Origin of the sequence: Gordonia sputi NBRC 100414, from assembly GCF_000248055.1 — a bacterium.
In the GTDB taxonomy this organism is placed as follows: domain Bacteria; phylum Actinomycetota; class Actinomycetes; order Mycobacteriales; family Mycobacteriaceae; genus Gordonia; species Gordonia sputi.
In genome coordinates this window covers 67,925-80,388 of record NZ_BAFC01000117.1, presented here as the reverse complement: position 1 = coordinate 80,388, position 12,464 = coordinate 67,925, and the positions used below count along the sequence as shown (strand labels likewise).

The 12,464-nt window shown below is 65.0% G+C and carries 12 protein-coding genes and 1 tRNA gene; 8 read left to right on the top strand and 5 right to left on the bottom strand.

Going from position 1 to position 12,464, the window contains the following annotated elements:
• Both GOSPT_RS19645 and GOSPT_RS19640 read left to right on the top strand, forming a co-directional pair.
• Positions 1-459 (top strand): esterase/lipase family protein (locus tag GOSPT_RS19645; RefSeq protein WP_005208353.1); only part of this gene is annotated, 459 nt, incomplete at its 5' end.
• Between the two features lie 85 nt (positions 460-544).
• A tRNA-Thr gene (locus GOSPT_RS19640) sits at positions 545-620 on the top strand.
• 87 nt (positions 621-707) lie between these two features.
• Here GOSPT_RS19640 and GOSPT_RS19635 read toward each other — a convergent pair.
• Entirely contained in the window at positions 708-965 is a 258-nt protein-coding gene (locus GOSPT_RS19635) for a hypothetical protein (protein WP_141630945.1), read from the bottom strand.
• Between the two features lie 435 nt (positions 966-1,400).
• Between GOSPT_RS19635 and GOSPT_RS19625 the strand changes: the two genes are divergently transcribed.
• Positions 1,401-1,631, top strand: a complete 231-nt coding sequence (locus GOSPT_RS19625; RefSeq protein ID WP_005208351.1) for a hypothetical protein — start codon at positions 1,401-1,403, stop codon at positions 1,629-1,631.
• A gap of 35 nt (positions 1,632-1,666) precedes the next feature.
• On the opposite strand, the gene GOSPT_RS22890 is transcribed toward GOSPT_RS19625, so the two are convergent.
• From GOSPT_RS22890 to GOSPT_RS19610, 3 genes are all read right to left on the bottom strand, one after another.
• Positions 1,667-2,089 (bottom strand): hypothetical protein, encoded by a 423-nt coding sequence (locus GOSPT_RS22890; protein WP_039856744.1) that lies wholly within the window; start codon positions 2,087-2,089, stop codon positions 1,667-1,669.
• A gap of 140 nt (positions 2,090-2,229) precedes the next feature.
• Positions 2,230-3,213, bottom strand: coding sequence for a TauD/TfdA dioxygenase family protein (locus tag GOSPT_RS19615; protein WP_005208349.1), 984 nt, complete (start codon positions 3,211-3,213; stop codon positions 2,230-2,232).
• Positions 3,214-3,364: 151 nt separating this feature from the next.
• Positions 3,365-5,707 (bottom strand): sulfatase family protein, encoded by a 2,343-nt coding sequence (locus GOSPT_RS19610; RefSeq protein WP_005208348.1) that lies wholly within the window; start codon positions 5,705-5,707, stop codon positions 3,365-3,367.
• Positions 5,708-5,992: 285 nt separating this feature from the next.
• Between GOSPT_RS19610 and GOSPT_RS19605 the strand changes: the two genes are divergently transcribed.
• The 4 genes from GOSPT_RS19605 to GOSPT_RS19590 are packed head-to-tail and all read left to right on the top strand — an operon-like array spanning position 5,993 to position 11,163.
• The gene (locus GOSPT_RS19605) at positions 5,993-7,585 is read left to right on the top strand and encodes an ABC transporter substrate-binding protein (protein WP_005208347.1); all 1,593 of its coding nucleotides are present in this window, start codon (positions 5,993-5,995) and stop codon (positions 7,583-7,585) included.
• Complete coding sequence (locus tag GOSPT_RS19600) at positions 7,585-8,541, top strand: ABC transporter permease (protein ID WP_005208346.1); 957 nt, start codon at positions 7,585-7,587, stop codon at positions 8,539-8,541. The genes GOSPT_RS19605 and GOSPT_RS19600 overlap by 1 nt, the downstream gene beginning before the upstream one ends.
• Entirely contained in the window at positions 8,541-9,470 is a 930-nt protein-coding gene (locus tag GOSPT_RS19595) for an ABC transporter permease (RefSeq protein WP_005208345.1), read from the top strand. The genes GOSPT_RS19600 and GOSPT_RS19595 overlap by 1 nt, the downstream gene beginning before the upstream one ends.
• Before the next feature lies 1 nt (position 9,471).
• A complete protein-coding gene (locus tag GOSPT_RS19590; RefSeq protein WP_005208344.1) occupies positions 9,472-11,163 on the top strand; it encodes a dipeptide ABC transporter ATP-binding protein in 1,692 nt (563 codons plus the stop codon).
• Between the two features lie 11 nt (positions 11,164-11,174).
• On the opposite strand, the gene GOSPT_RS19585 is transcribed toward GOSPT_RS19590, so the two are convergent.
• Entirely contained in the window at positions 11,175-11,363 is a 189-nt protein-coding gene (locus GOSPT_RS19585; protein WP_005208343.1) for a hypothetical protein, read from the bottom strand.
• 128 nt (positions 11,364-11,491) lie between these two features.
• On the opposite strand from GOSPT_RS19585, the gene GOSPT_RS19580 reads away from it, so the two are divergent.
• Positions 11,492-12,394, top strand: coding sequence for a LysR family transcriptional regulator (locus GOSPT_RS19580; protein WP_039856742.1), 903 nt, complete (start codon positions 11,492-11,494; stop codon positions 12,392-12,394).
• Positions 12,395-12,464: the final 70 nt, after the last annotated feature.

Sequence of the window (12,464 nt, the reverse complement as noted above, 5' to 3'; positions counted from 1 at the left end):
CTCGCCACCTTCATCGACCACGTCCGTCGCGCGACCGGGGCGCACACCGTCGACCTCGTCGGACACTCGCAGGGCGCAGCGGTTGCGCAGTCGGTCACGCAGTTGCCCGGCAGGGCCGCACAGATCGGCACCATCGTCGACGTCTCGGGGGCGAATCGCGGGTACTCGTTCGGCGGGAAACCCACGCCGAACGGCGAGGGCGATAACGGACCCAACCACCCGAAGATCCGGTACGTCAACCTCGCCACCACGCACGACGAGGTGGTGTTCCCGCTGCGTAACGCACTGATGGAGCCCGCGCCGAACGTCACGAACGTCGTCGTGCAGAACGTGTGCCCGGCGTCGAAGGTCGGGCATCTGGGCATGATCTACTCGCCGACCGTGGCCGCGCTGGTACAGAACGCACTGGACCCGAGCTCGCCGGTCGCGGTCCCGTGCGGCCGCGACTTCCCATTCTGAGCGCGTGCCCCTTGCCCATCTCGGTGCCGGTTTTGGTTCCACAGACGCGGCTCGCTACACTCGTGAGCGCTGCCTCGCGCAGCACGCCGCCTTAGCTCAGTCGGTAGAGCGATTCACTCGTAATGAATAGGTCAGGAGTTCGATTCTCCTAGGCGGCTCCAGTGCCCTCTGGCCACACCAACGGCTACGATTCTTCGGACGCGGTGACCTTCTGGTGGTCATCACGACCGGAAGGGCAGACGCTGACGCTACCACCGGGACCGCAGCCTATCGGCGGTCCAGGCAGGCAAGACGGACAGGCTGCCGCTCGTGTCCTCGACGCCGAGTATGCCTCCGACGCAGCAATTCTCGACGATGAGAGTCGGCACATAATCTCCCTCTGGCAGCGCGACGACCGCACGTACCAAGAATTTCCACGTGTCGCCCGCGGGGAGTCCGACGACGCGCTCATGGTCGAACGGGCCGACATTCTCGATGTACTGATCGAGCGACATCGGTTGGCGCAAAGAGTGCTCGTTTACCGGGGCGTTCGCAGCGCTCCGAAGGTATTCGGGTTGGATACGAGCGCCCTCAGTGACCTGATTGGCCAGACCGTTCCTCTATCGGGCTACTTCGCAACGTCGGTTCACCGGGCCGTCGCCGCCAACGAGTTCACTCGTCCACCTTCTAGTCCCGGACCGGCGTTGCTTGAGCTCGAGGTGCCCGCTGGAACACCAGCGCTATGGATACCTCCGCTGGGCGACGGTGCGCTCGCATACCAAGGCGAGTTACTGCTCTCGTCGTACGTTGTTCTTCAGATTCTAGGCGTCGACGAAGCGGGATCGCTTCCCACGATTCGCGCCGTCATAGTGACGCACTGATTCGTGTAGCCGTACACTCGGTATGGATCAACGAGAACATGGGTTTGATCTGAAATCTGTGTCGAACCGCGGGATGGAATCATGGGTATTGCGAATCGTCTTTGGGACGACAGCGTCTATGTCCCTGTCGACGTCGATCTCCCGCAGCCCGCAATGGCAGGTCAACTGCTGACCATTCTCCACTTGCTCGATGCGCCCCGCGAGCAGCAGGTCGAAGGTGTTCGAACATGGCTGCAAACAAATGAGCCGAGCAAGGGCCTGCAAATCAGTCTGGAGCGACGCGGACTGGGTGCCCCGCTGAGCCAGCCGTAAACCGCGAACACCAGCGCAACAGTGCTGGCGCCTGATCACCCGTAGTACGCGAACTCGCAGGTCGGGTTGGGCTCGGTCTTGTAGGCGACCAGGCTGCTGCCCATCATGATCGTGCAGCTCACCTCGCCGCCGCCGGTCACGCTGACGCTCGACGAGACCTTGTCGTACACCGGGTAGTCCTTGCTCCACGGCAGCGTCACCGCGGTCTCGGTGGTCTCCGGTCCGCCGTTGATGCGATAGCGGATCGTGACGGGCGTCGAACCGCCGATCACTTTCATCGTCGCGGTGCCCACCGACGGTCCCGTCGGCTGAGCCGCGGAGGACTCAGCAGCGCTAGTCGCAACGTCTGTGGCACTCGAATTCGATTGCGCCACCGGCTCACCCGACGATGAGCAACCAGCAAGTGACAGCACGAGGGCTGCACCACAACAGATTCCGACCTTCGTCCTCTTCGACATGCGAGGAGTGTAATGCGCTGAGCGCCCTATGCCACGCGAGTCATCCACAGGCTCGACGGACAACAACGCACGATGCGGCCGGACCCAGCCCGTGGTCCGACCGCGTCGTGCACTCTTCAGATGATCTCCGGCGAGCAGGATCAGGCAGCGAACACCGCCAGACGTCGGGGCTGTTCCACCGACGAGTAATGCGACGCGTCGCCCTGGATGATCTGACTCTGCTGGCCGTTGACGTCGACGGGCACGTCTCCGGCCAGGGTGATCCGATGCAGCTGACGCTTCTGGTTGCCGAAGTCGGCGATGCCGTAGTGCTGGGTGGCGCGATTGTCCCAGATCACCAGGTCTCCGTAGCTCCAATTCCAGCGGAAGGTGTTCTCCAGCTTGGTGATCCGGGCCTGCAGCAGCTGATAGAGATTCGCGAACTCCGACGCCTTCAGGCCACGGAACTCCTTGGCGAAGTGGCCGAGCAGCAGGCTGCGCTCTCCGGTCTCCGGGTGCACGCGGACGACGGGATGCAACGTCTCGTACTCGGAGCTGGTGAACTCGGCGTAGTGCTCCTCCTTCTGCACAACGTCGACGCCGCCGGACGGCTCCTTCTGTCCCACATAGTCGTACAGGTTGGAGTGCGTGGCCCACAGTTCCTCGACGAGCGAACGCAGCGGCTTGGGCAACTGCTCGTAGGCGGCGACGGTCGATGCCCAGGTGGTCGCACCGCCATAGGCAGGCAACACAATTGGCCGCAGCAACGACGCCTTGGGGATGCGATCGACAAAGGTCACGTCCGTGTGCCAACTGTTCGCGGCGCCTTCGATGGTGAGCAGCTGATCACCACGCGACGTCACGGTCGGATGCGGTGCAGTCGGCTCACCGAGCAACGACGCGAACGCGTACTGGGTCTCGTCGTCGAGGTGGTCCTGCCCGGTGAAGGCGATGACCTTGTTGACGGCGAGCGCGGTGCGGATCGCCTCGACCTGCTCGGCGGACAGATCACCGCCGAGACGGACGCCCTCGACCTTGGCGCCGATGTTCTCGCCGAGCTTGGTCACGGTGATCGACGCGTCGTCGTAGAGAGCTTGGGCAGCGGAATCGCTGTCGGTGCGTTGTTCGATGTCGGTCAGTGTCACTGGTGTACTCCTTGGCTGATTTCTTGGCTGATGTCGTCGTTACTTCGATTTCTCCACTGATCGGCGCGCGGCGAAAGGTTCTCGCCCACACCGATTACAACCTTGTGCCGCTGCGGTACTCAGTCGGCGCGATACTCGGTCGACGTAATACTCAGTCGGCGTGATACTCGGCGCTCTCATCGATCTCGCGGCGGACATCGGCCGGAACCCGTACGGCGCCCGGTCGGTAGGTCACCGCGCGCAGTGCGCGGCCGAAGCGGAACACGCCGCGCCGCTCCCGCAGTTCCAGATCGACGGGACCGCGCGCGTCGAGCCCCACGGAGATCCCCGTCCACGGGGCCATGCCCACGAGTTGGAACTGGTTGTCCAACTTGGCGATTACCTCGACTTGCCCGCCGACCGACGCCTCGAGAACGAAGTCCCATCGCACCTGTGGTGTCGCGACGGCACCGAGCGCAAGGGTGTCCACGCCGTCGGGTAGCTCGCCGGACACACGCGCGATGCGGCCGTAGCTGTTGAACACGAAATGCGCTGTGCCGTCTTCGATGTAGAGCAGATAGCCGCCCTGCGGATCACCGTGGGCGACCAGCACACCTTCGTCGGCGCGCGTCCAGTCGCGCAACTCGATCTCGATGTCGAAGTCGCGGTACGCGATGAGCTTGCTCGAACGGTACCGCTCGAGCGTCGGAGTGCCGGCGAGTATGCGCACCGGGTCGCTGTAGCGTTCTTCGTCGGGTCGTCGACGTCCCTGGTCGGCGGGCGAATCGTACAGCGGGAACACAGTATTGCGCCATGCGGCTTCGTCCCACGCGCGAGCGAGTTCTGCAACGACGTCCGGGTGTTCCGCGGCGACGTCGTGCGTCTCCGCGGGATCGGTTGTCACGTCGTAGAGTTCCCACTCCGGGTCGTCGACGCGATCGGGGTCCCTGTGCAGCGACAGCAGTTTCCACCCGTCCCGATAGAACCCGCGGTGTCCGCCGAACTCGGCGTACTGCTCGGTGTGGTCCGAACTCGCTGCCTGATCGCGCAAAAACCCTGCGGCACTGACACCGTCGCGCGATTGCGCGGGTTTACCGTGCCGTTCGGTCGGCGCCTCGACGCCCGCCAACTCGAGCAGCGTCGGCACAAGATCTGTCACGTAGGCATACTGTCGGCGAACACCGCTGTCGTCCGCGTCGCGCGGCAGGCCGTCGGGCCACGACAGCACGAACGGCACCCGCACACCTCCGGCAAAGGTCTGCCCCTTGTAGAAGCGGAAGGGCGTGTTCGACGCCTGGCCCCACCCGCGCGGATAGTGCACACCGAGAGCCGCGCTGCCGATCAGATTCTCGTCATGGGGGACGTCGCGCTCCCAGTCCGACGGCACCGGTCCGTGCACGAATTGGCTGAAGTACGAACGGGTTCCGACCGGACCACCCTCGGCGGTACCACCGTTGTCGGACGTGAACACGATGATCGTGTTGTCGAGTTCGCCGAGCTCGGTCAGGGTGTCGACGATGCGTCCGACGCTCTGATCGACCGAATCAACCATGGCCGCATAGACCTCCTGGTACTTCGCGAAGCGTTCCTGCTCGGCAACGTCGAGCTCATCCCACGGTGGAGCGTCGTAGCCGGGCTCGGTGTTGCGCTCGGCGATCGGAGTGCCCTCGTCGAACAGACCTTGCTCGACCTGTCGGTCGAATCGTCTCTGGCGCACAGCATCCCACCCGTCCGCGTACTTTCCGCGATACTTCTCGAGGTCGGACTCCTTGACCTGGTGCGGACCGTGCATGGCGATATGCGCGAAGTAGAGGAAGAAGGGCTTCTCGGCATCGTGCGCGCGCAGCGACTTGATCTGCGCGACAGCACGATCGGTGAGATCGTCGGTGACGTAGTAGTCATCGGGGTACTCGTCGACGTCGACGACCGAATTGTCGGCGATGAGCTGGTTGGGATAGAAGAACGAGTTCAGCCCTTCGAGCGAACCGTAATAGGAGTCGAACCCGCGCTGCAGCGGCCACGAATCGCGCGTACGGCCGGGGCTCATGTTGGCGTCGCGGGCGAGGTGCCACTTACCGACCGCATACGTCGCATAGCCGTTGGCGCGCAGTATCTCCGGAAGCGAGAGCACGTCGTCGGCGAGTTCGAGGCGCAGACCGGGGAAGCCCGGATCGGAGTTCGCCACACTGCCGTAGCCGGCACGGTGCGGGTTGAGCCTCGTCAGCAGAGCGGCCCGAGCCGGCGAACAGACCGGCGTCGTGTGGTAATTCGACAGTCGAAATCCACGCTCTGCGAGCGCCGCGATGTTGGGGGTATCGATCTCCGCGCCGAACGGCGAGATATCGGAGTAGCCCATGTCGTCGATGAGCACGACGACGATGTTCGGAGCACCCACCGGCGCGCTCGGTTCGGGCTTCCACCAGGGCGTCGACTGCGACGACGTACGACCGACCCGACCCTCGAAACCTTCGTAACCCCGTGCGTAGTCGGGTATTTCGCTGTTTCCGTCTGCCATCGTCACTCCTCCACGATCGTGCGACCACCGCTGTCCGCGGTTGCGCATCACACACCATTCGCACGGCCGGCCGGTCTGTCAACCCTTTCTCCGACGTTGCCGAGAAAGGCGTCATCAGCTTGAAGTCGCCACCCGAATGCCCTCACAGTTGCTCGTATTCGACAACGCACACCGACCCGCGGCCGTGCGTCGTGTGGCCGATGTCGGGATCGGCTACTGCCGCATCACCGACTACCGCCAGCGTCGCAGCTCCCATCCCATCGGACGGAAGAGAATCCGAAGACCATGCCCACTCGCACACGAGCCGCGCTGCTCGCGCTCGTCGCACTGCTGACGATGGCCACGGCCACCGCGTGCACCTCCGCCGTCGCGCAGCAGCAGAACTCCACAGCGACCGCCCTTCCTCCGGGCCACAAACCGCCGCAGGGCGGCACCCTGCGGGTCGGTGTGCTCAATGACCTGAGCCCGAAGACCTTCCTGCAGATCGGCACCGGCAGCATGAACGGCCACGTGGTGTCGAACGTCTTCGACACCCTGATCCGCTACTCGCGCGACGATCTGACCGTCCGACCGTCGCTGGCCACACGCTGGCAACTCGCCTCCGACGGCCGTTCCCTCGCGCTCGATCTGCGCGACGACGTGCGCTATCACGACGGGCGCGCGTTCACCTCGGCCGACGTCGAGAGCTCACTGAAGGCGTACACCGCTGGGCCGTGGACACCGCAGTTCAAGCGGACCGCCGCGGCCATCACCGGCTACGACACCAGCAATCCGCACCGCGTGGTGCTGACCTTCGATCATCCGCTCAGCAACATCTTCGACCTGCTCGACTCTGCGCCGATCATCGACGGCAACACCCTCGACGGGCTGCGCGCGGGCAAGGTGTTCAACGGAACCGGCCCGTTCCGATTCTCGTCGTGGCAACCGAATTCGGATGTCCGCCTGGTGCGCAACGACTCCTACTGGGGTCCGCGCGCCAATCTCGACGCCATCGACCTCGACATCATCACCGACCAGCAGGCGCTCTACACCCGACTACGCACGGGCCAGATCGACCTCGCCTACGGACTCAACAACCACGACCAGGAATTGGCAACGCGCAGATACGGATTCAACAACATCACCTACACCGGCGCCGAGCAGCAGGAGTACGTGGGAATCAACGTAGCCAATCCAGCGCTCGGCGACGTCCGCCTGCGCAAGGCGATCGCCTTCGCCATCGACCGCGAACGCATCATCAACGACGTCTTCCGCAAGAGTGGCTACGTCGTCAACCTGCCCTGGCCCAAGTGGTCTCCCGCATACGACGCGTCGAAGAACACGACGTACACGCGCGATGTGAAGCGGGCGCGCGAGCTCGTCGCCGAACACGGGCAGGTTGCACCGATCACCCTCGACTACTCCACCCAGGGCGTTGACCGGGTGTTGGCGCAGATCGTGCAGTCGAACCTCAAGGACGTCGGTATCCCGGTCGAGTTGCGCCCCAACGACAACACCGTGCAGTCGTCCAAGCTGATCGGCGGCAAGTTCGACGGAATCTGGTTGCTGCAGCACGCCTTTGCACAGTTCACGCCCTCGACCCTCGCCGTCTCGGCGTACCCGTTCAACGCGGCGAAGAACTCCTCCAACTACGTCAACCCCGACTACACGAAGGCCGCCAACGCGGCCTGGAACGCACCCGATCCGACATCGCCCGCTGCGCTCGCCGCGTATCGACAGCTCGACGACATCTGGTTGAACGATCTGTTCCTCGTCGAGATCGGTGTGGTGTTCCAGCAATCCGCGGCGTCGCCCGCCGTCGGCAATGTCGACTGGGACCGGCGTGCCCAACTGCACCTCGGCGAGACCTACCTCAACACGCAAGGACGGAACTCCTGATGGCCGGATATCTGTTGCGCCGCATACCGACGGCGATCCTGGTGCTGTTCGTGGCCTCGGTGCTGATCTTCGCGATCGTCCGATTGATCCCCGGAGGACCGGAATCAGCGCTCGCAGGACCCGACGCCACGCCCGAACAGTTGGCGGCGATACGCCACGACCTCGGTCTCGACCGCGGCTTCATCGCACAGTACGCCTCCTGGATCGCAGGCATTTTCACCTTCGATCTCGGTAAGAGCTACCAGGTCGGTGGCGAGATCAGCTCACTCGTCTCGTTCGGACTCGTCCACACCATTCTGCTCACCGTCACCGCGCTGATCCTCGCCGTCCTCCTGGCGCTGGCATTGAGTCTGTCGGCGACGATCTTCGACAACCGCATCGTGAACTCCGTTGTCACCGGGGTGAATGCGGTGGCGATCGCGGTTCCGACCTTCGTCGTCAGCACGCTGTTGATCCTGCTGTTCGGCGTCCGCTGGCGCATTCTCCCCTCGGGCGGCACCCCGCCAGACGGACTCTTCAGCCAACCCGGCATCACCACGCAGTACCTCCTGCTGCCTGCCGTCGCCCTGGCGCTCCCGGCCGGCGCCACACTCGCCCGCTTCCTGACCGAAGCGCTGCGCACCGAACTCCGGCAACCGTATGCGACCACCGCACGAGCACTGGGAGTATCGAAGCGCGACATCGTCATTCACAGCGCACTACGCAATGCGCTACCACCGAGCCTGACCGCGCTCGGACTGGTCACCGGAGGGCTCCTCGGCGGCGCGATCCTCGTCGAGGCCATCTTCGGTTGGCCGGGACTCGGCCTCCTGACCGAGCAGGGCATCTTCGCCCGCGACTATCCGCTCGTAGAGGTGCTCGTGCTGCTCTCGGTCGCGGTGTTCGTCGTGCTCCAACTGCTCGCCGACGTACTGCACGCGTGGCTCGATCCCCGAATCCGATTGGCAGGTAACTGATGTCGACCTCACTGACCACCTCGTCCGGCTCGACGTCCGCGACCGGGTCGTCCGCCGCAGACATCGAACCGGGTCTGATCCCGGAGTCGCCCACCGACAAAGAGCGGCGTCGAATCCGGAAGCCGTTGTGGCGCAGTCTCTTCACCGGGGGCGGCCTCGTCGGAAGCGTCCTGGTGCTCGGCATCGTCGCACTCGCGCTGCTCGCACCACTGCTGACGTCGTACGGACCGGACCAGCAGATCGACGGCGCGTACCTGTTGCCGCCGGGTGCCGACCACTGGTTCGGCACCGACGACCTCAACCGCGACGTCGCGACACGGGTGCTCTACGGCATCCGGGTGGATCTGCTGATCATCTTCATCGCCGTACCCATCGGCGCCCTTCTCGGTACCGCGATCGGCGTGCTCTCGGTGTCGCACCCCATCTCAGATGTCATCGCACAGCGCACGTTCGACGTCATCCTCGCCTTTCCCGCTCTCGTCCTCGGCATCGCCCTGACCGCCGTATTGTCGCCCGGCGCAACCACAATCGGAATCGTCATCGTGCTCGCAGAGATTCCCATCTTCGGCCGACTGGCTCGCACGTCGGTGCTACGCGTCAGAGAACTGCCCTACGTGGAGGCGGCGCGTGAGAGCGGCGCGCGCAACAGCTACGTCCTCCGCCGCCACGTACTGCCCAATTCGATCGAGTCACTCGGCGTCCAGTTCGCACTCTCGTTATCGCTCGCCGTCTTCGTCGAAGGGGCACTGAGCTTCCTCGGCATCGGAGTGACTCCCCCGACACCGTCTCTCGGCGGCATTCTGTCGCCCGGGAACAGCTACCTCGAGACCAATCCGTGGTTCTCGGTGGCACCGCTCATCGTGATCACGGCACTCGTCCTCGGTTTCTACCTTATTTCCCAGTCCATTTCGCGCAGCAGGAGGCAGTGAGATGACCAACGCTGCAGAGAACGACCACACAGCAGTTGATCCCGCACCCGCACTGGAGGTCGACTCCCTTCGAGTCACCTTCGACTACCCGCGTCCGGCCGTCTCCGACATCAGCCTGCGCGTCAATCGACGCGAGATCGTCGCCCTGGTAGGCGAATCCGGCTCCGGCAAGACCATGACCGCACGCGCGGCGATCGGCCTGCTCCCCGAGCACGCGGTCGCGACCGGCTCGGTCAAGGTCGACGGCGTCGAGGTGTTGAACGCCTCCGAACGCGACCTCAACGCGATCCGCGGCACCGGTGTCGCCATGATCTTCCAGGAGCCGCAGACCGCACTCAACCCCGCCCAGACCGTGGGATGGCAACTGCGCCAGGCGCTGCGGACACATCAATCGATCTCACGACGCGATGCTCGACGCCGCGCCGTCGAATTGCTGTCGCTAGTCGAGATACCCGACCCCGAGCAGCGCGTCGACTACTACCCCCACCAACTCTCCGGCGGTCAGAAGCAGCGCGTGGTGATCGCCCTCGCACTCGCGAACGACCCGGCACTACTCCTCGCCGACGAGCCGACGACGGCGCTCGACGTCTCGGTGCAACGTGAGATCCTTGACCTGCTGCTGCGTCTGCGCGGCAGGATCGACGCCGGAATCCTGCTCATCACACACAATCTCGGCGTCGTCGCCGACATCGCCGACCGCGTCGTCGTCGTCCAGCTCGGCGAGGTCGTCGAACGCGGAACGGTCTTCGACATCTTCGCTCGGCCAACACAGCCGTACACACGTCAACTTCTCGCCGCGGTTCCCAAGCTGCCGACCGTCGACTCCACGGACGACGAGAGTGCCGGGGCGGCATCAGATTTCGACACCGCTGAGGGCGAGGGACCCGTTCCCATCGTGGCCGTCGAGCATGTCACCGCGGTGCATCGTGGCGGTTTCGGACGCAAGCCCGTCGTCGCGCTCGACGACGTCTCGCTGCACGTCGATCCCGGCGAGGTCGTCGGGGTGGTTGGCGAATCAGGCTCGGGCAAGACAACTCTCGGCCGGTCTATCGGCGGGCTCACCCATCTCAGTGGTGGCAAGATCCTGGTCGACGGACACGACCTCGACGCCGTCGACCGTGCACAGTTGCGCTCGCTGCGCCACACCATCGCGTTCGTGCCGCAGGACCCGACGGCGTCGCTCGACCCGCGCTTCACCGTCGCCGAGTCGATTCGCGAACCGCTCGACATCCAGCACATCGGAACGCGCGCAGAGCAATCGACCCGCGTCGAGGAGTTGCTCGACGCGGTGCATCTGCCTCGCTCGTTCGCCGACCGACTTCCGCATGAGCTCTCCGGCGGTCAGCGTCAGCGTGTCGCGCTGGCGCGGGCGCTGTCGGTGCGGCCCAAGCTCCTCATCGCCGACGAGCCGACCAGCGCGCTGGACGTGTCGGTGCAGGCACGCGTGCTCGAACTGTTCGCAGAACTACAGCACGAGCTGGGCTTCGCGGCGCTGTTCATCAGCCACGACCTCGCAGTCATCGAGCAGGTGTCTGATCGCGTGTACGTGCTGCGCAACGGGCAGGTCGTCGGACACGGGTCTGCGCGAGACGTGCTGACCCGGCCGCGCGACGAGTACACGCGCGCACTGCTCGACGCCGTGCCGTACCCCGACCCGCAGCGGCGTCGAGAGTCGAGCGCCGCGTTGGCGTGAGGTCCGAGACCCTAGGAATTCTTCGGCTCAGCCTCAGGCGTGTCGGCCGCGCTCTCGTCCCCGGCGCTCTCGCCGCCCGCGGAATCGTCGTCGGCCAGCGGGTCGTAGCCGGGAACGCCTTCGAGCACGGTCAGCTCGTTGTCGATGGCGGCACCGACGGCCTTTGCGTCGTCTTTGATCTTCTTGATGAAGTCCGACATCTCGCTCCCTCGTCAGTGGTCGGGAATCCTACGCACCGCACGACCCCACTGCAGGCCGCGCAGTAACCACCCTACAAGGCCACAGATCATGCTTGTGACCAGACGAGGCGTTGCCTAACGTCATCGCCATGCCCGCACGCCGACTTCCCGACATCACAGCGCTGGAGGTCGTCGTCGCGGTCGGCAGACTCGGCAGCATGGGCGCCGCCGCCCGCGACCTCGGACTCAGCCAGCAGGCCGTCAGCTCGCGCGTGCGCGGCGTCGAGCACGAACTCGGCGTCGAGATCTTCGTACGCTCCCCCGCGGGCGTCGAACCGACCGAGAACGGTCGCCTGGTCCTCGAGTGGGCCAACGCGCTCGTCGAACGGGCAGCCGAGTTCGTCGCAGGCGTCGACACACTGATCGGCAACAGGCACGCGACGCTCGTCGTCGCAGCGTCGATGACCGTCGCCGAGTATTTGGTACCGGGCTGGCTCACCACGCTCACCTCGCGCACCGGAGCACGAATCTCGGTGCGCCCCATGAATTCCGCCGAGGTCATAGAGACGGTGCGGTCCGGCGACGCCGACCTCGGGTTCGTCGAAAGTCCCGGCGAGACAGCCGACCTCGACGCCGCGCTCGTTGCCACCGACGAGTTGTACGTGGTCGCCGCTCCCGGCCATCGGTGGTCACGCACGGGCACGGTGTCGGCAGACGAACTGGCGTCGACGCCGCTGATCCAGCGCGAACCCGGCTCCGGAACACGGATCACCTACGAGAAGGCGCTCTCGGAACTCGGACTCGTCGCCGCCGACCCACTCATCGAACTGCGGTCGGTCACCGCGATCCGGTCGTCGGTGTTGACGTCGAACGGGGTGACGGTGTTGTCGCGACTGTCGATCGCCGACGACATCGCGGCCGGACGCCTCGTGCGCATCAACGTCGACGGGTTGTCGATGGTGCGTCCACTCCGTGCCGTGTGGACGTCGCACATCACCGTGCGCGGACCTGCGCGAGAGCTTCTCGACGTCGCGCTGGCGTCCGCCACCTGATTGTGTGATCACACAGTCCGACTCCGCATATTGAGTGAATAGCACGGTGATTGTGATCCAGAACGCGTGG

What these genes read in the sequence shown, in the direction of transcription:
- GOSPT_RS22890 (WP_039856744.1), bottom strand. Translation starts at nt 2,089, where the DNA reads ATGTCGAAGAGGACGAAGGTCGGAATCTGTTGTGGTGCAGCCCTCGTG.
- GOSPT_RS19625 (WP_005208351.1), top strand. Translation starts at nt 1,401, where the DNA reads ATGGGTATTGCGAATCGTCTTTGGGACGACAGCGTCTATGTCCCTGTC.
- GOSPT_RS19595 (WP_005208345.1), top strand. Translation starts at nt 8,541, where the DNA reads ATGTCGACCTCACTGACCACCTCGTCCGGCTCGACGTCCGCGACCGGG.
- GOSPT_RS19600 (WP_005208346.1), top strand. Translation starts at nt 7,585, where the DNA reads ATGGCCGGATATCTGTTGCGCCGCATACCGACGGCGATCCTGGTGCTG.
- GOSPT_RS19610 (WP_005208348.1), bottom strand. Translation starts at nt 5,707, where the DNA reads ATGGCAGACGGAAACAGCGAAATACCCGACTACGCACGGGGTTACGAA.
- GOSPT_RS19585 (WP_005208343.1), bottom strand. Translation starts at nt 11,363, where the DNA reads ATGTCGGACTTCATCAAGAAGATCAAAGACGACGCAAAGGCCGTCGGT.
- GOSPT_RS19605 (WP_005208347.1), top strand. Translation starts at nt 5,993, where the DNA reads ATGCCCACTCGCACACGAGCCGCGCTGCTCGCGCTCGTCGCACTGCTG.
- GOSPT_RS19580 (WP_039856742.1), top strand. Translation starts at nt 11,492, where the DNA reads ATGCCCGCACGCCGACTTCCCGACATCACAGCGCTGGAGGTCGTCGTC.
- GOSPT_RS19590 (WP_005208344.1), top strand. Translation starts at nt 9,472, where the DNA reads ATGACCAACGCTGCAGAGAACGACCACACAGCAGTTGATCCCGCACCC.